Here is a 17,321-nt window from a genome sequence, read left to right on the forward strand (position 1 = left end):
ATAACATCCAGAGTCGCCAAGTTGAATAGGTCTGTATATTCTAATTACCAGGGTGAGATATTGATGAAATCTTTGTTTTTATTATTCTATAGATACAGGACTATTCAATCCCCACTCTGGGTGACAAGACGTATCGTATTGAAATTTTCATCCCAGCGGATAAAATCCATAGCCATGCCACTTAATCTTAATCATATAATGAAATATATCATCACAGTGTGGCACCAAGTGAGATAGTATAAGTAATAACTCAGCAATTCATATTGTTTAAGATAGTTTTCTATATGGTTCGTATTTCATATTGAAATACAGGGGATGTAAATGAAGGTCAGAATGAAAAGGTATAATTCATGAGTATCTACAAGATAGCGTCAAAGGCATGTATTAAATGCATAATAAGTCACCCTCTAACTGGGATTCGATTGGGTTTAAAAAGATGGCCTGGTTATAATTAATGGTGTCCCATTGTACTATCTTTGAACAAGATACTGAGATGATTATGGAAGGGTTGGTTATTGCATATCCAGTCGTTTCATCTTCATAATTTGATGGTTTTTCTGAGTTGTCTGTATGGTGAACAGGCTCAGCAAGTCGTTGGGTAGAAGTCTCTGCCACCATATGGCAGCGCCAAATGTTCATTGCCATATAGTGGCACAGATTTTTGACATTAAGATAGTAGTTTCATTAGCTTAAAGCTTTGTTTTTTAAAGAGCCATTTTTAAATGATTAGGATTTGTGTACATGATAAAACCACAACGATTTGCATGCGAAAATCTGGGAAAATTTTCGATAAAAATTGCCATAATACGGCAATAGACCCTTTATATGCCATCAAGCAAAGCTTGGAGTTAACCTGCATGAAGAATGGTGTTTTAATGGTGATGGCTTGGTTTGTTGATGTCCCTTGCGGCATAACAGCTTGTTGAACTAAATAGTTCAACTGGATGGTAGAACACTGTACTCGTACCGCTTCTACAGGTGATATGAAGCACACATTTTCGCTGAACCTTGTCATTTCAGGGGTTGCCGTCAGATTGCACAAATTCCTTACGCTAAAGGCTTACGGCAAGATGTAGTACTATTAAGAACAGTTGTTTATGGCGTGAAATTAAATTTTGTTATGTAGGTAAGGTCAATGTTTTCTTGGGGGTGATAATTGCTTAACGCTCAAGTTTTTTTAAGTTTTAGAGGAAGCCATGCAGTAGTGTTGAGGGAAGGCTACTGTTTATTAAGGTTTGAATGGTTTAACAATTGAGAACAGTTTATTTTAAAGGTAAGTGGCCGCATTCTTTTTTATTGAGCGCATCATATTTTCCTCCAATGAGACCGAGCGCCATCGATACGTTGTTGATAGTGCTCGACGGCGTTGTTTCCCAAATCAATCATCAAGCAGCAACAACCCCAGCCTTTGGTAACTGCTACATTCGGGGCTGTCTAACAGGCAAAACCCTGAGTGTTCAGTTTGTTTATGGCGCTTACACACGCCATTACTTTTCCCACTTGGCCGTCGTAGTTACGCAGACTGATTTTCCCCGCCAGCAACTGTTTGAACCGATACATCGCCGTCTCTGCCAGCGAGCAACGGTGATACCCCGATATCTTCTTCCAGTGCGCCAGCCCTTCTTTGCGCATCACCAGCACAGTCTCATTTCTTGGGGTCCCCTTTTTCCAGAATCCCGCGTTCTTTCGAGGCGGGATACAGGCTGTCGCCCCTTTGCGCGAGATAAGCTGATGGCTGGCTTTGCTGTTATAGGCACCATCCGCATAAACACGGCCCAACTTGCGCCGCAGTGGATTGAGTAAGGTTGGCAGCACCTCGGTATCATGGACATTCCCCAATAACACTTCTGCTGCCACGATGTCGTTGGTTGCAGGGTCCACCGCTAGATGCAGCTTGCGCCACACTCGCAGCTTCTCAGCACCATGCTTTCTGACCTTCCACTCGCCTTCACCAAACACCTTCAGCCCGGTTGAGTCGATACCTGATCGGTAACCTTTGCTTTAAATGGCTGCCGATACGCCACCGTCACCGTGCTTATCCGCTTGCTGGCACCCCTATAGTCCGACAGACACAGCGGCACATTCATCAACGCGAATAAGGAGTAGAGTATTTCCTGAGTGGCCAGCAGAGTGAGGTTGAAATTCCTCTTGAGCATCAAAGGTGCAGATGCTCTGGTCGCTGTAGAGCTGGTTGCGGCCCCGTAGCCCGTGATGGTCTTGGTGAAATCAGTTGTGCATGGCCTCGGTATCAATCCTGAAGGTGAGTGAACCACGATTAATCAAAAACTTGTTGAATTGAGGCCAGTTGGTGATGGGATGAAGCGACGTGCCCATGATGCAGACTTGAAGGGGATGGTGGTGATCAGATCACCGAGTCCTCAGTAAGATCCCTTCAAACTGCATCGATTTGGGAAATAACGCGGTGCTCGACACATGTATGCAATTTATTGAGGTCTAGCTTCTTTACTGACTATGGCGAAAGCAACAATAAAAACTCAGTGCATGGCAATTTTGTCAGTTTCAAGCACTTGGCCTGCTCTAGCAAATTTTAAAGCAGTGAACATATAGCTGACCAATGTGAGATTTCGCGTCGCTCAGTGATCAGTCATATCGATGCGCTCTGTGCGGCGGGCCTTTTGGTTAAGGAGGCCCGAAGAGTCCCCAATGGGAAGAGGTCAAATGTCTACATGCTGACACTTAATGGTGAATCTCCTGCACATCCAGATGTGCAAGAGATGTACATAGCATGTGCAGGAGTTGCACAGACTCATAGTGCAGGAGCTGCACATAGAATCAGTCACTCTTTAGATCCAGTCATTGATCCAAAGATCCCCCTATATCCCCCCAGGGGGAGCCGCTTTGCCGAAAGCTCAGCTCCACGACGAGGAACTCGTTTGCCGAATGACTGGTTCCTACCTTCAGAGTGGGGGAGGTGGGCCAGTCAAGAAACTGGATGGCCACGAGAGCGGATCCTCCTCGAGGCCGCTACATTCGCCGATTACTGGCAGTCACTGCCCGGGGCCAAAGCAACCAAGCTGGATTGGGAGAAAACATGGCGCAACTGGGTTCGCCGGGCTGCTAGCTCGTTTAGGTCGGCAGCACAGCGCAAGCCATTGGCCAACCTGCAGGCGGCCCAGAACGCAGCACAGGCACTCAGAGAGTCGGGGAGGGGGGTCTATGACGACAACACACCCCTCTAACGTGACAGCCCTGCCAGGGATGCAGGAACGGCCATTGGTGAGCGACCGTATGGCGGCGTTTATGGCTGAGGAGTTGTTGCCGATGATGGCTGGCAGTTGGCCGGCAAGCGCAAACTACCTGGATGCTAATGCCCGCGGCGTAGTGCTGGCTTGGGGCGGCGTGCTGCGTGGGTTTACACCAGCTCAGATCAGGGAGGTGGTGCTGGATATGGCTGCTGACGTAGAGCGCCAGTTTGCACCGCGCCCGGCAGAAGTGAGAGCTGAGATATTACGTCGCTTGCCTCCTGAGCCACGCCAGCTCCTGTTCTCCATCGGGGCATGCGAGATGGAAGCGACCGTGATCGTGCTAAAACGTGACGGCGAAGTTACTTGTGAGGCGGTGAAGGTTGAGATGGAGAGGATCCTCGCCGAGCGTCGAGAGCGTGGTTACACCATCACTGGGGGAATTCAGGGATGTTCAACCAAGATGTGATCGCCGCAGTCAAGGCTGCGAAATTTTGCAGGGTGGCAGTCTATCCTCCCGTTCGGGGCTGGTGTGGTGAGAGGGTGCAGCTGGAGGTGGCTGACGACCTTTCGGCGTTGGGGCATACGGATTGCTTGCGCGGGGCAGGGCACTGGCTGGTTGTTGGCATGATGCCTGAGCGAGTGACGGAGGAGGTAGAGCGGTTGAGATGCGTGCCAGAGAGGGTGTTGAGAAGTGAAGGAAACTAGAAAGGTTAGCAAGTTTGGTGCGACACCGTTTAGCGATGGAAGTCAGTGTGCTTACCACAGGAGTTCTTGTCGTTTATGGCAGGGCTTTGGCTTAGGAGAGTCGTCAATGCGTGTAGGCGGTCCTGCAGCTTGTGTAAGAAGCCGATTAGCCACATGTGCTATGGCCGGCGATCATCGTGAAACGAGATCCTAATCTGAATAACACCGAGTCCGTGTGTGGCGTCAGCATTACGGGATTTTCTAATAATCAGGATGCGTCATACATGCAAGTAAATTTCTGGCAATGTTTTTATGATAAAAAGTGACACCGGTTAAAACCGGTGTCTAGCTTGAAATGGTATTAGCTTATGTTTTTTATCCTTTTTACTTTCGTCTGATATAACTCTTGATCCTCAACAGACAGTTTTATTTTATGTGATAACCATTGCTTGTCATTATAATCGACATAGTTAAGATGCAGGTGTCGAACAACAATTTCTTGGAGTAGTCGTCTTGTTAGAATGTTATCACCCAACCGCTCCCAAAGATTAGATATTTTTGCTTTAGGTATCTTTTTAGTAAACTCTAGCTCTATTTGTATCTCTATCAGATTTGCGACTTCTGAGTTTAGCTTTTTAGACATTTTTTCATAAAATGGCACCAGATCCTTATGGCCAATTGAAAATGCTGTCTTTCTAACTACTTGTAGCGACATAATATAGCTAAATGTCCAGTAAAAAAAACGAGCCTCTTGAGATATGCGTTCAGTAGACCAGCTTTTTTTCGTTGTAATTAGTCGTTGTATCTCTTCAATAATTTCCCCTTGCATGCTCTGAGTTAGACCGAGATAATAATTCAAGTAGCGTAATCCTACACTGTAAGCTTCAATCCCTAGGTGGTCTAAGTCTTGTATTTGAAGAGAGCCTTTTCTGTTTCTAATTATTTGTCCTAGTATTTCTAGAGCTCTATATGAACGATTTACATCAAGTAGATCCCTATTTACCTCTTCAACACTTTCTTCATTGTCATCATGATTGACATTTTCAAGTAAATCTTCCTTTTCTTGTCTGTCTTTCTCTTCAAGAGAATCTTTTCTTTCTTTATTAACATCAATCGATTTTTTAATCGCAACAATCTTGTCAATCTTATCGGCAAAGGAATTTAAAAATGAAACTTCAGTAACGTTTAGTTTGGCTGGTTTTTCGTTAGGGAATATGTTTGCTACTTTTTTAACTATGCCTTTAATAACGGATTTGTTATTGGTGTGGTGAGTGATAAATATTAGTATGTTAGCATGCTTTTCGGAATGAAGTTTATCGCATAGGGAATCGACATGTTCCAGTAAGTCCTCGCAATCAGTAATTCGCTTTGCAACAAAAAAGTAAAAAAGATATTTATATTGAAAACTGAACTCATCATTGAAATTTTTAATGATTATCTTTGACTTTAATATTTTATCAAAAGTGTCTTGATGTGATATTATAAAGTAAAGTTCGCTATACTTAGATTGAAAACTTAATAATTCTTCGTGAGATATCTTTTCTACTCCAAGAGTATATATATGGAATGCTAGTTCAGATAGATAATTAAAGTAATCACCGAACTGATCCTTTTTTATGCTTGCTCTATTGAAAGCATCGATTATAAGTGAGTGATAGCAATGACCATAGCTCGTTAAAGAGTAGTCATTGTTATTTGATGTTTCTAATATTTGTAAAATCATGATTACAAATATAGGTTTGCTTGGAACTATATTTTTCATCATGATTGAATCAACGCTACGAACTAAATGGTCATGACTTGATTGAATAACTGCAATGTCTTCGGTTTCTTGAAAGCCCAACATATTCCATCGTTCAATGATTTCATCTTTTTTTCTTGAGCCAAAAGATTGAATTTCATAGGAAGAAAATGTTGTCAACTCATGCATTAGTTGATCCTGCATTCGTAAGACAGTATCTGATATAATAATGATGCTTGAGTATGAGTTATTTAAATTACTTAATAACGTTCTTTTGAATCTTTCATTGATTGGGGACTTATTAATATCATCAATTATTAACACACATTTGCTGGTTTGGTAAAATTCAGCATTGCTATATTGATGTTCTATGGATTTAGTTATGGTTTTTTCAATGTCTAAAACACTTTTTATATTTTCTCCTTCAATTAAAACAGGGAAAAGTCCGTTAGATATCGCTCGTTTGTAGATGATCTTAGATAGAGTGGTTTTTCCTGACTGTTCATCACCTAGAATGAGAATCCTCTTGTTTAAAAAATCACCGTTATCTATAACTTTTCGAGAGTCAATAAATATGTCCGTCTTTTCTATTTCATTATTTAATTTCTTGAAGTCTGGGTAAACAAAAAGATCATCAAGGAAGATGTTCTCAACTCCACTTTTTTGAACAGTGAAACCTAGGTCATTAAGATAATGATTATACGTGTTTGAACTTATATCTAACACTTCTCCGCTGAGCTTAGGGGTACTAGGAGAGTAATCCTCAATAGTATCAAGAAAATCTAAAACACCCTTTATTTCTTTTGCGATGGCCACATAGGCTTTTGTTGGGTCAGGAAAATCAGATATTGGTTTTTTATCAAGTGGAATATGGAATTGGTTCAGTCGAGTGTATTCTGTAATACAGTCTCTTGCTACTATAGGAATTATTCTAAATGAATTTGTTTCACATGTGTCAAACTTTCTTAGAGCTAAATCTTCCTCTACTTCCCTGCAATAGTCAGAGTTTAAGTAGTCTTGAGATAAGATAAATATACATATATCAGAGTTGTTGAGCTTATCTTTTATTTTTGAGTCAAATACATCTCCTGCAACTAATTCTCTATCATGCCAAATGGTCATCCTTTTATTGGTTATGTAAGGTTTTAAATACTTTATAAGATTATCTTTAACTCCACTGTCTGCTCTAGAGTAGCTAATAAATACATTGTAATTTCTGTTTGCCATTACTCATGCCTCAAATGAAAAGAATGCTATATAGAGAGCAAATGAAAAAACCAAAAGAGATTCAATAGTTGATAATATATTGATTTGTGATTCAAAAATATAATGCAATTGAAGAGCTAAAATCAAAAGCATAAGAAATGGGATTATTTTCTTGAATGTTATTGTGTTGATTTTTTTTGTGAGAAAGCGATCGTGCTTATAAAATAAAGATTCAAGGGTGAACACTTTATTATCAAAGTGTGATGATAGTTCTTTTTCCAAAATCTTTATGTAATTATAGCTTCTCTCTATAGTAATATGCTTCTGTGCATATCTCATAAAGAAATAAAAACAGGAACTCCATATTGCACATCTTAAATATACATTTTTCTCCAATGTCGAGGTGTGTAAGGTTGTCGCTTTGTCTAATATTATTGTGAATGTTGATAGATCAACAATTCTAGTTAAGATGCAGACAAATATAAATAAAACTAGTGAAAAATACCAATCTCTTGTTTTTATGTCATCTTTCAAGTTTTGTACACTGGTTTGATAATGGTTAGCTAATACTGATAGTTTTTCATCTGTTATATTTTGCATGTTTTACTTCTGTGTGCATTATGTCCGAGTGAGATGTTTAATGATAGCAAGCTATATATTCATGTTTGAGGGTTTACCCAGAAGTTCTCCTTGGTTAACATTAACTTTATTGATTTTGAGAATCTAACCAAGTCTTCATGATGACGGCGTTGATTTCTGAAGGAGCCTTGTTGGTTGTCGCTCTCAACCGATCCTCTTGATTACGTACTTCTTGGGCCAGGCGGGGGTTGAACTCTCCGTTTACCCAGTTAGCTGGGTTCTCTTCCGGAAAATCCTCAAAATACTCTGACCATTCACCCATTGGGTTCTCCTTGTCGGTTGTTAGCACCGAGTCCATTTGATGCTGTTGTGGTGAGGGAGGGCTCACTGAGCGTTGCGTTGGCTACCGCCCCTAGGTTACAGCCCCCAGATTGCTGCTTTTGACCGGTTGTCTGACGGTATTGAAGTTCACCATCGAAAGGCTCTGTGTGAGACATAGGCACCAGTCGAATAGCTTACCAATCGAATCTCGTAAAGTTGAGCGATTTATCACTTAACTCTGTGATATCAGACATGTTTTTGATGCAAGTCATGAATTAATCAATGGTGGGTTATTTAATAATTATCGATGTGGTAGAACCAGTGGTATCCATAAGAGAACTAGATAGGATGTGTTGTGAAACGCATACTGTTACTGACCCTGTTGAGCATAGGATTTGCCGCCAGCGCCAAGGAGCAAGTGCCTAATGCGAGGCTTGTAGATGAGCAGGTGAAGCAGCAGATTATCCAAGTGCTTGATGCAATCCTTTAGCTAGTTGCATCCCTTCCGGTAATCTAATAAGGCCCCAAAGGGGCCTCTTTCTATTTCAGCTTTATATTCCCATCAGGGAGCTGGTTGAATTGCTCTTGAGTCAGGTAGCGGATGCCTTGCACGCTGGCTAACGGAGCATATACTTGCGGACATTCGCTGCGTACGGTAAACACTTGCGTTTCATCGTATACAGTCCCCCCGTCTGCATACCAACGGCCCCGGCATCCTTCATCCCACCACTTGCCAACAACTTCCGGAGTAGCAGGAACAAGTGTGCACCCCTTAATTACAGCTCTAACTTGGTTTTCGAAAACTGCAACGATGGTATCAATGAAGGGGGCTTTTGCATCGTCCAATTCCCAGGACGAGCGCGCACAAAACTCTACGGGGCGCCCTGTCGGATATGTCTGGCAAATATTTACAACAAGGATCTGTTTCATTTCATAGTCCCTTTTGTTAAGAAAGCAGCATGTAACGAACTCACACATTTTATTGGTTTAATAAAAAGTATCCGTTTTAGCTCTCTGCACAAATAGGGTTAACCGTGTAGATAGTTTTCTCAGGTGCCATTGCACCACCGGTAGCGAAGTCTATTGGGATAGTTAGAATTCCAAAGTCAATAAAAATCCCCAGTAGGCTAGTACCATCAAACTTCCAATCTGTATGTGCTACACCTGTCGAGCAATCTGGAGCTTTTGCTTCCAGAATCGTTTTCTTACCACGTTTCTGTGAGAACATGACTGTCTCTTTGCCCATCTTCATCCCATCTACATACAAGGTTGCGTCAGGGTTCGCAGAGCGAACAGTAATATTATCGCTTGTGCCATTAATGATGCCGGCACAACCGGATAGGCCGACACAAGAAATAAGCCCTAAAGCAATCACTGAATTTTTCATTTTTTCTCACAAGCTATAGTGGATGAAAGTAATATCTAATCGCTGATTAGCTTAACAAATTAACAATATTGTCATCAACAGTGGGGTGGTCGTTTTTGTTACTTGAGTAGAAAATTGGCTCTGATATTTTTGATAAAATCAATCACTGATTAAGGTGCGATTCAGCTTTGTAATAAACTGCAAGTTAATATGTATTATGGGTAAAAGTGAGCGATTCTATTTAACATTTTGATTTGGTGGTGACATATTGAGTCCTGTTGGTATCGGGCTTGGTGTATCTTTTACAAGAACTCAGTAGTCAGCGAGTGGCAGGGTAGGCAAGAGGGATAACGATAGCTGAAGCTAGTCGCTTCTTACTGGAGAGGGAAAGGATGTCAACAGAAGAACTCTTTGAAGAGGTCGCAGCCTGGGCGCTGCAGCAAGACCGGTTCATCACCAGCCTGCAGTTGTGTGACCAGTTCAATTTATCTATGCCAGTTTCAGGACGGCTTCTCCGCAAGCTAATTACCCACCCGCGGATTACCTCAGAGTTCAAACGGGAAAAGTGCATTATCAGTGATGGGCAAGCCATGACCATGCTGATGGTTCGGGTGATAAAAATCACCAGGGTGCCCATGGGGCCACCCAAGCCTGCCAAGCTCCCCAAGCCACCCAAACCCAAGTCGTAGTGATTCCTCAGCCTAAAGATGAAGTTGTGGTCAAAAAGCTGAGAAAGCTGGTAGCAAATATGCCGCGGTGAGGGACTATTTCCCCATTACTCCGAGATTGGTGCGGACCGATATATTTTGCTTCTGTGATAAGCGAGATACTCGAGTTGTTTAACGTTGAGTATTCCAACATCGAGGGAGAGCTGATTCCCCATTGCCTCAATACTTTTTTGTCTACGCACTGCAAATAGCCGGGGTCGCTCACGGTTACCCACTCACCACCAAACAGTCTGCCGATGTGAGGGCAGGGCTATAGGCCGTTATTGCCATCAAGTCGCTCGGCATTGTCGCTTTCACACCAAGGTTAGATATGGCCATCAATCAACAAAGCCTTGTTGGTGACCTATTTCTTTCTCACTCATTTCAGCCACAGTTAAACCTAATCGTAAAAACAGAACGATTTAATCGTATTTAATCGTTTTTTTAGAATGCATGGTTGGCATAGTATTGAGCACGCAGGCAGGGATAAATCTAGAAAAAATAAGGGAAGAAATGAAAATAATGACAAAATTGACAATTGCTCTCATGTCGGGCCTTGCATTGCACGTTCAAGCTGATGTCCTCACTCGCGATAACGGTGCGCCCGTAGGTGATAATCAGCATTCTACTACGGCCGGTGAGAATGGTTCTGTCTTGCTGCAAGATGTGCATCTCATCCAAAAATTGCAGCGCTTTGCCAGGGAGCGGATCCCCGAGCGGGTTGTTCATGCCCGAGGTACTGGCGCCCATGGCGAGTTTGAAGTGACCCATGCTATTCCAGAGCTCACTTCTGCAAGCCTATTCTCAACCGTGAACAAGAAAACCCCTGTTTTCGTTCGCTTCTCCACAGTTATTCATGGCCAACATAGTCCAGAGACCCTCCGGGATCCACGGGGCTTTGCTACCAAGTTTTATACCGACCAGGGCAACTGGGATTTGGTAGGCAATAACCTACCGGTGTTCTTCATCCGTGACGCCATCAAGTTTCCCGATATGGTCCACTCTCTCAAGCCTTCACCGGTCGACAATATTCAAGACCCGAACCGAGTGTTTGACTTCATGAGTCAGGATCCGGCCTCTACTCATATGCTGACCCAGGTTTACTCCGATCTCGGTACCCCAGCCAGCTATCGCAAAATGGATGGCTTCGGCGTGCATGCATACAAGTTCGTCAACGCCAAGGGCGATGTGCATTACGTCAAATTTAACTGGCGCAGCCGGCAGGGGGTGAGCAGTCTGGATCTAGATCAGGTCGCTAAGGTGCAGGGTCAGGATTTCAACCATCTGACCCGGGATCTGTACAGTGCAATCAAGGCCGGCGACTATCCGAAATGGGATCTGGCTATTCAGGTGTTAAAGCCCTCTCAGCTGAACGACTTTAGCTACAACCCGCTGGATGCTACTAAGGTGTGGGAGGGGGTCCCTGAGCAGAAGATAGGGACCATGACCCTCAATCGAATGCCTGACAACTTTTTCCAGGAAACCGAACAGTCTGCCTTTGCTCCGGCCAACCTGATATCTGGTATCGAACCTTCCGAAGACCGTCTGCTTCAGGGGCGTCTGTTCGCCTACAGTGACACCCAGTTCTACCGTCTCGGAGCAAACCATCAACAGTTGCCTATCAACCGTCCATTGGTGCCGGTTGTGAGTAACAACCAGGATGGTGCCATGAACATTGGCAATACAATCAGCAACGTGAACTATGAACCGAGCAGCCAGGCACCTAAGACCATGGTGGCAGAGGCGCGTGCAGTAACGACTGCGCTAGAGGGGACAGTTCAGCAAAAGCAGATCGAGAAAACCGATAACTTCAGCCAAGCCGGCAATTTCTATCGCTCTCTCGATGCTAAAGGAAAGACTAATCTCGTGCGCAACTTGGCTGCCGATCTCGGTGCTGTGCGTGACAGTGGAGTGAAGCACAAGATGCTGGCCCACTTTTACAAAGCAGACAGTGAATATGGTATGGCCCTAACTCGTGCCGTTAAGGGGGATGAGCAGCAGGTCAAACAACTCGCGAGCAAACTCTAATTTTGCCCCCGCCAGGCAGGCGGTGGGGGTAACTCGGTAAGTCCTGCAGGGCCCACTTGTTCCTGCCTGCAATCATGAACCGGGCCTTGCAGGCATTATGTTGAAGGAGTGCAGGATGGTACCTAACCGTTTGCTGCTGAGTTTGCTTGTGGTGCTTGTGGGGTTGTCTGAACCTGCCTGGGGTAGCGAGCCGACAGAGGCGGAGCAATTGCAGCCTGCCAGCTTACAAGAATATTTCTTTGCCGCTGCGCGCAGCGGAGAGGTGAGTGTTCTGAATGAATTTGTAAAAGCTGGCTTCCCGATCGATGAGCGCAATGAGCAGAGTTACACCGCACTGATGATTGCCGCTTACCAAGGGCAATCGGAGGCAGTGAAGTCTCTTCTCGAAAGAGGGGCAGACCCTTGCTTGCGTGACAAACGAGGTCATACCGCATTAATGGGGGCGGTGATCAAGGGTGAATGGCGTATTGCGAAAACCCTATATGCCATTGATTGTGATTGGGATAGTGATAAACGGGCTGATGAGCCTGTTACCGATAAAAGCACGATGACGGCGGCTCAGTTTGCCGAACATTTTGGACAGGGCGAACGGTTTCGCGCTCTGGCAATTGGTGCTGGGAAAGGCAATTACATCGAGGGTAACTAATCCTCGATGTAATAGAGCAAGGGGAAGAAAGATGAATAATCGAATGAGTAAGGTGATGCTTGCTGCGGTGTTGGTAGTAAGCGTCAATGCCACTGCAGCTAGTGTGACGATGAAGGATCTGGCCAGCGGGGCTGTCGTTGGGCAAGTAGAGTTGAGTGAAAGTCCATATGGAGCAGTCCTTACTCCGGCACTGTCCTCTTTGCCTGCAGGTTTGCATGGATTCCATGTGCACGCAAACGGGAGCTGCGACAGCAGTATTAAGGATGGGCAAATCGTTGCGGGTGGCGCGGCGGGTGGTCACTATGATCCCCAGCAAACAGGGCGCCATGGCGCCCCCTGGCAAGATGATGTCCACAAGGGAGATTTACCACCTCTCTATGTCGATGAGGTAGGTAACGCTGTTCAACCAGTTTTGGCTCCACGCCTGACCCTGGCGGAACTGAGTGGTAAGGCTTTGATGATTCATGCAGGTGGTGACAACCACTCAGATCATCCAGCCCCCCTTGGTGGCGGTGGACCGAGAGTTGTATGCGGTATCATCCCATGAATATAATTTCACGGTGATAGGCGAGGTAAATGACTTGCTTGGGGTCAAAACAGCCGACGTTTATTGGCAGCTCAACGCCCCACTGCTGCAGGGCCCGCTCGATGCTGGGGTCGGCACACAGCAGGTCGCCGGCGTCAGTGAAGGTAATTCAGCTACGCTCGAATAGTTTATCTATGTGAGGTGAGAGAAGCAGGGCGTTGCTCCCATACAGGCATTCTGCATTGTTGTCGCATTCTGACCAGGGCTTGATGTGGCTGGCAATCAGCAGGGCTTTGTCGGTGACTCCGGTAACTCAACAAACTGGCTCGACTTCTCGATGTTTGTACGGAAAAGGCCTTGGCCATGGCGCGATTTTACGAGCTGCAACTTTTCTGTCGCGTCCATGGTCGAGGTCTGGATGTCTGCCTCGATTGCACACCTTCCAGTTCGGCCTAGTGCTGCTCGATGTCATCAGCAAAAGATGGGTTCATTCTCTTGGCCAATGAGAGCACTAGGTTGCTGAGTGCTTCGCTTATGCTTGCCAGATAGCAACCGTGGTTACCATTACCACTGGCCTGCAAGGGCGAATTATTCGAATGGAGGAGGGGGGAGATCAATACCAGATGGTCCTTGGGACTAATTGGCTGTTCCAGCAACTCCCAGTCGATAGGTACCTCCCAGCCTGCATCTGACCATGAATCGCCTGCGCTGCCGAATTCAGAGGGCTTGGATTTCTCTTTGCTAGGTGCCGTAACCAGACCAAAGTCCTTGATAAACCCATCGGCGTAAGAGATCACAATATCTCTGCGCAGGCTCAGCGTGAGATTGATGATATAGGTCTGGTTCTGCGAGCCGTTTATGTTGGTCTTAGGCGACCAGAAAACCGATACGTCGTCTCATCGAGCGATGGTGATACCCCGATATCTTCATTCAGTACGTCAGTCCTTCCTTATGTTTCACTATCACAACCTTATTTCTCGGATGTTCCGTTTCCCATAGCACCAGGGCGGGATATTGGTTGATGCGCTACCAACAGAAAGCTTGTATAGCGGTCATAGGTATCATTCGCATAAGAGGAAGGTTCGCTACTACCACTGTTGCTGTAGAGCCACTCACTCGTAGTTAATTACCCACTCACACTGCGGGATTATTATCCTCTTCAAATTCACTGTATTGCCTTGAGCCATCGTCCAGGGCTCATTCCAAATTCCCGCTCGAACGCCCGACTGAACGCGACACTACCACTGTATCCTGCCCCCAGCGCAACCTGAGTAATTGATTCCCCAGTCAACAATTGTTGGCAGGCCAACAGCATCCGCCATTGGGTCAGGTAACCCAGAGGCGACAATCCAGTCTGTGACTGAAAGTGTGCGGCAAAGCGGGCTCGGGACATTCCGGCTTCCTGTGCCAATGTTGCAACAGTCCACCCTTCTTCTGAGCGTAAATGCATAGCTGCAATCGCACGTGCCAGCCGTGGGTCCGATAAACCGGCCAACATCCCCTTTTGGCAGAGCCCCTTCTCCACCATATGGCGCAACAGCAAGATCAATAAGCTTTCCAACAGCCTTGTCAGGAGTGGGTCTTGGCCATAGCGATGAGCAAATGCTTCGTCGAACAACATGTTCAGTAGTGGTGCCAGTGTTGGCATGTCATTCAGTGGCAGAACTAACACATCAGGAAGCGCCAGTTGTAATGGTGATGTGCTTCCCTGGCCAAAAGATACAGAGGCACACACGAGGTCACATCCCCCCAGTTGGCGGGGTTCCATACGGTGGGGAAGCCCGCTCGGAAAGAGGAGCAGTGTTTGTTCTGTGAGTAAGTGCGGCTCCGCACCCTCGTGATACAGAGTGAGCTCACCGCTTCGCAGCAAATGAAGATGGCCACCCGCCGGATAGTCTTGGCTATTGGAGTTCTGGCACAGGTTGCCAGCGAAAAACAGTTGGGCGCGTGGGGTGGTATGCGCCAGAAGAACAGAAAGAGGATCCATATTTGAGACGAATAGTAAGTTTTTAGAGACTATGGGTAATAAACCATATCACGATGCGCGGCAAACTACCTCTGCACCTCAATGAACCCACAGGAGCACTACCATGAGCCGCATTCAACCCGTAACCCAACCTTCACCGCCCGTTGCTCCCAGTTTTTCCGCCATGCAGCGTAACCTGGGTATGGTCCCCAACCTTTATGCCACACTGGCCCATTCACCAGCCCTGTTCAACGGCTTCTTGGCATTCGCTGACGCACTGAGCAAAGGGCGATTGACCGCACGCCAACGTGAACTGCTGGCTCTCGCGATAGGCCAAGCCAACAAATGCCAATACTGCTTATCCGCACATACCCTGTTGGCCGACAAAATGGGCTTCACGCCTGAAGACATTAAAGAGGCCCGCCAAGGTAACGCGTCAGATCCTGTCGATCATGCCTTACTGCAACTAGCCATCTTGCTGGTCACCCAACGGGGGGTTGTCAGTGATGAGCAACTACATAATGCCTACAACGCCGGGCTGGATGACGAGTTAGTGCTGGAGGTGCTTGGTCAGGTAGTAGTCAACACCATGACTAACTACGGCAATCACCTTGCCGGCACCGAGATCGACTTCCCGATCGTCGCCCTGACCCTCTAAGGAGTCTGTATGCAGCGATACGATAAAGGCTTTCTGGTTGCCCTTGGTGGTGTAGTACTGACCCTGCTCTGGATTGGCATGTTCAAATTTACGCCAACCGAAGCAGCAGCCATTCGTCCTCTGGTGGCAAGCCATCCTCTGATGAACTGGCTCTATAGCCTTCTTTCAGATCAAGGGGTATCCAACCTGATCGGCTTGGTTGAGATAGTTATCGCCACAGGGTTGGTGATCGGGCTCTGGCAGCCACGCATCGGCTATTGGAGTAGCTGGGGTGCAGTAGTCACCTTCGTGGCGACCCTGAGCTTCCTGTTGACCTTACCGGGTGTTTGGAAACTGGTTGATGGCGTCCCCGTTACTGAGTTTTTCATCCTTAAGGATATCGTGTTCCTTGGTGTGAGTTGGTACTACTTGAATCAATGCCGAGCATTGCTCACCACTCAATAGTACTGATGCCTTTGCGCCCTCCCGGGCGCATTTTTTTTAGCGACTTACTCCAGAAAATAATTTTTATTCTTTGAAAGTTAATACTCGTCAGTCGGGTCTACTTAGAAGTAAGTCGTAACATCTAGAAGTGAGGGTAGAAGATGAAGAGAACTATACGCACAATTTTTATGACGTTTGTTTTTGGTCTTTTTTTTAGTACTGCTCATGCAATGGATAACGCACAAAGCATGGACTTTACTGAGCAAGCTTGGAAAGAGGCTCAACGTCAAAACCAAGTGACATTATTGGTGGTACATGCTGACTGGTGCCCAACATGCAAAGCTCAGCACAAAGTCCTTAGCTCATACTTTAAGGACAACCCCAATAGTAAAATAAATCAACTCATTATCAATTTCGATACACAGAAAAATTGGGTAACTTATTTTAAGGCGCCTCGCCAATCAACCCTGATGCTTTATAAAGGGGATAAACAGATATGGTTTAGCGTGGCGGAAACCCGTGAAGATAAAATTTTCAAAGTACTGAAAGATGCTGAGAGTGCCATGTAATGGATATGTCATCCATTCCTCTGGCATTTATGGCCGGGATCCTCAGTCTGCTATCGCCTTGTGTCTTACCCATGATACCCCCAGTGGCTAGCTCTGCCATGCAGGCCTCACGCACGGGTCTCATTTTGCTGGCAGTGGGGATCAGCGTTACCTTCGCCGTTGCCGGTAGCCTGATCACCTTTATTCTGCTTAGCTTGGGGATTTCACCAGACATATTGAGGTACTTCTCGGCGAGCTTGATGTTGTTGATGGGCATAGTGTTGCTAACGCCAGCACTAAACGATCGCATGTCTTACTGGCTCTCCCTGCTTGTAAGCAGGATGCCAGGGGGAAATGTGCAAGGATCTGGAGCTGCCTTTCAACTCGTTGTAGGTATGTCGCTTGGACTAGTGTGGTTGCCTTGCGTTGGGCCAACCCTTGGTACAGCCATCGCCTTGGCATCTTCCGGGCAGAATATGGTGATGGCTTTCTTTGTCATGCTGTCCTTTGGAGTTGGTTGCGCACTCCCTCTGGTGGGGATCGGTTATGCCTCTGGTGTGCAGCTCAAAAAAATAGGTAATAGTGCAAGATATGGAAAATATATTCTGGCTATCGCTCTGATTTTGTTGAGCACAATGATATTCACCGGATTCGATAAAATATTAGAGATTTGGGCGATAAATTGGTTGCCTGATTGGGTCACATCCATATAAATA

16 protein-coding genes and 2 pseudogenes are annotated in these 17,321 nt (G+C 45.8%); 9 read left to right on the forward strand and 9 right to left on the reverse strand.

Annotation, left to right across the window (positions count from 1 at the left end):
- Positions 1–1,418 precede the first annotated feature (1,418 nt).
- Positions 1,419–2,334, reverse strand: a pseudogene (locus WBR25_RS09470) (IS5 family transposase).
- 843 nt (positions 2,335–3,177) lie between these two features.
- On the opposite strand from WBR25_RS09470, the gene WBR25_RS09475 reads away from it, so the two are divergent.
- Complete coding sequence (locus tag WBR25_RS09475) at positions 3,178–3,672, forward strand: hypothetical protein (RefSeq protein WP_479749745.1); 495 nt, start codon at positions 3,178–3,180, stop codon at positions 3,670–3,672.
- Between the two features lie 579 nt (positions 3,673–4,251).
- Here WBR25_RS09475 and WBR25_RS09480 read toward each other — a convergent pair.
- The 5 genes from WBR25_RS09480 to WBR25_RS09500 all read right to left on the reverse strand — a co-directional run bounded on the left by WBR25_RS09480 (position 4,252) and on the right by WBR25_RS09500 (position 9,124).
- Positions 4,252–6,858 (reverse strand): TIR domain-containing protein, encoded by a 2,607-nt coding sequence (locus WBR25_RS09480; RefSeq protein ID WP_139459211.1) that lies wholly within the window; start codon positions 6,856–6,858, stop codon positions 4,252–4,254.
- Positions 6,859–6,861: 3 nt separating this feature from the next.
- Positions 6,862–7,437, reverse strand: coding sequence for a hypothetical protein (locus WBR25_RS09485; RefSeq protein WP_139459213.1), 576 nt, complete (start codon positions 7,435–7,437; stop codon positions 6,862–6,864).
- A 106-nt stretch (positions 7,438–7,543) separates the two neighbouring features.
- Complete coding sequence (locus tag WBR25_RS09490) at positions 7,544–7,738, reverse strand: hypothetical protein (RefSeq protein WP_265060887.1); 195 nt, start codon at positions 7,736–7,738, stop codon at positions 7,544–7,546.
- A 539-nt stretch (positions 7,739–8,277) separates the two neighbouring features.
- On the reverse strand, positions 8,278–8,667 hold the full coding sequence (locus tag WBR25_RS09495; protein ID WP_265060886.1) for a hypothetical protein: 390 nt from the start codon (positions 8,665–8,667) through the stop codon (positions 8,278–8,280).
- Between the two features lie 76 nt (positions 8,668–8,743).
- Positions 8,744–9,124, reverse strand: a complete 381-nt coding sequence (locus tag WBR25_RS09500; protein ID WP_139459218.1) for a hypothetical protein — start codon at positions 9,122–9,124, stop codon at positions 8,744–8,746.
- Between the two features lie 371 nt (positions 9,125–9,495).
- Between WBR25_RS09500 and WBR25_RS09505 the strand changes: the two genes are divergently transcribed.
- The 4 genes from WBR25_RS09505 to sodC all read left to right on the forward strand — a co-directional run bounded on the left by WBR25_RS09505 (position 9,496) and on the right by sodC (position 13,031).
- The gene (locus WBR25_RS09505) at positions 9,496–9,792 is read left to right on the forward strand and encodes a hypothetical protein (RefSeq protein ID WP_479749746.1); all 297 of its coding nucleotides are present in this window, start codon (positions 9,496–9,498) and stop codon (positions 9,790–9,792) included.
- A 540-nt stretch (positions 9,793–10,332) separates the two neighbouring features.
- Positions 10,333–11,838: a catalase gene (locus WBR25_RS09510; RefSeq protein ID WP_479749747.1), complete on the forward strand. Its 1,506-nt coding sequence runs from the start codon at positions 10,333–10,335 to the stop codon at positions 11,836–11,838.
- Between the two features lie 115 nt (positions 11,839–11,953).
- Entirely contained in the window at positions 11,954–12,484 is a 531-nt protein-coding gene (locus WBR25_RS09515; RefSeq protein ID WP_429096705.1) for an ankyrin repeat domain-containing protein, read from the forward strand.
- A gap of 31 nt (positions 12,485–12,515) precedes the next feature.
- A complete protein-coding gene (gene sodC / locus WBR25_RS09520; RefSeq protein WP_429096704.1) occupies positions 12,516–13,031 on the forward strand; it encodes a superoxide dismutase [Cu-Zn] SodC in 516 nt (171 codons plus the stop codon).
- A 148-nt stretch (positions 13,032–13,179) separates the two neighbouring features.
- On the opposite strand, the pseudogene WBR25_RS09525 reads toward sodC, so the two are convergent.
- From WBR25_RS09525 to WBR25_RS09535, 3 genes and pseudogenes are all read right to left on the reverse strand, one after another.
- Positions 13,180–13,311: pseudogene (locus WBR25_RS09525) on the reverse strand (HNH endonuclease); the annotation flags it as partial.
- Between the two features lie 151 nt (positions 13,312–13,462).
- On the reverse strand, positions 13,463–13,807 hold the full coding sequence (locus tag WBR25_RS09530) for a hypothetical protein (protein ID WP_139429091.1): 345 nt from the start codon (positions 13,805–13,807) through the stop codon (positions 13,463–13,465).
- A gap of 368 nt (positions 13,808–14,175) precedes the next feature.
- Complete coding sequence (locus WBR25_RS09535) at positions 14,176–14,997, reverse strand: AraC family transcriptional regulator (RefSeq protein ID WP_115545162.1); 822 nt, start codon at positions 14,995–14,997, stop codon at positions 14,176–14,178.
- 103 nt (positions 14,998–15,100) lie between these two features.
- Here WBR25_RS09535 and WBR25_RS09540 point away from each other — a divergent pair, with 103 nt between their 5' ends.
- The 4 genes from WBR25_RS09540 to WBR25_RS09555 all read left to right on the forward strand — a co-directional run bounded on the left by WBR25_RS09540 (position 15,101) and on the right by WBR25_RS09555 (position 17,318).
- Entirely contained in the window at positions 15,101–15,634 is a 534-nt protein-coding gene (locus WBR25_RS09540; protein ID WP_115523136.1) for a carboxymuconolactone decarboxylase family protein, read from the forward strand.
- A gap of 9 nt (positions 15,635–15,643) precedes the next feature.
- A complete protein-coding gene (locus WBR25_RS09545; RefSeq protein WP_429096702.1) occupies positions 15,644–16,078 on the forward strand; it encodes a DUF417 family protein in 435 nt (144 codons plus the stop codon).
- 140 nt (positions 16,079–16,218) lie between these two features.
- Entirely contained in the window at positions 16,219–16,626 is a 408-nt protein-coding gene (locus WBR25_RS09550; RefSeq protein WP_051773344.1) for a thioredoxin family protein, read from the forward strand.
- Positions 16,627–16,631: 5 nt separating this feature from the next.
- The gene (locus WBR25_RS09555; protein ID WP_479749901.1) at positions 16,632–17,318 is read left to right on the forward strand and encodes a cytochrome c biogenesis CcdA family protein; all 687 of its coding nucleotides are present in this window, start codon (positions 16,632–16,634) and stop codon (positions 17,316–17,318) included.
- Positions 17,319–17,321: the final 3 nt, after the last annotated feature.

The sequence above is a fragment of the Aeromonas sp. MTB genome, from assembly GCF_056632455.1.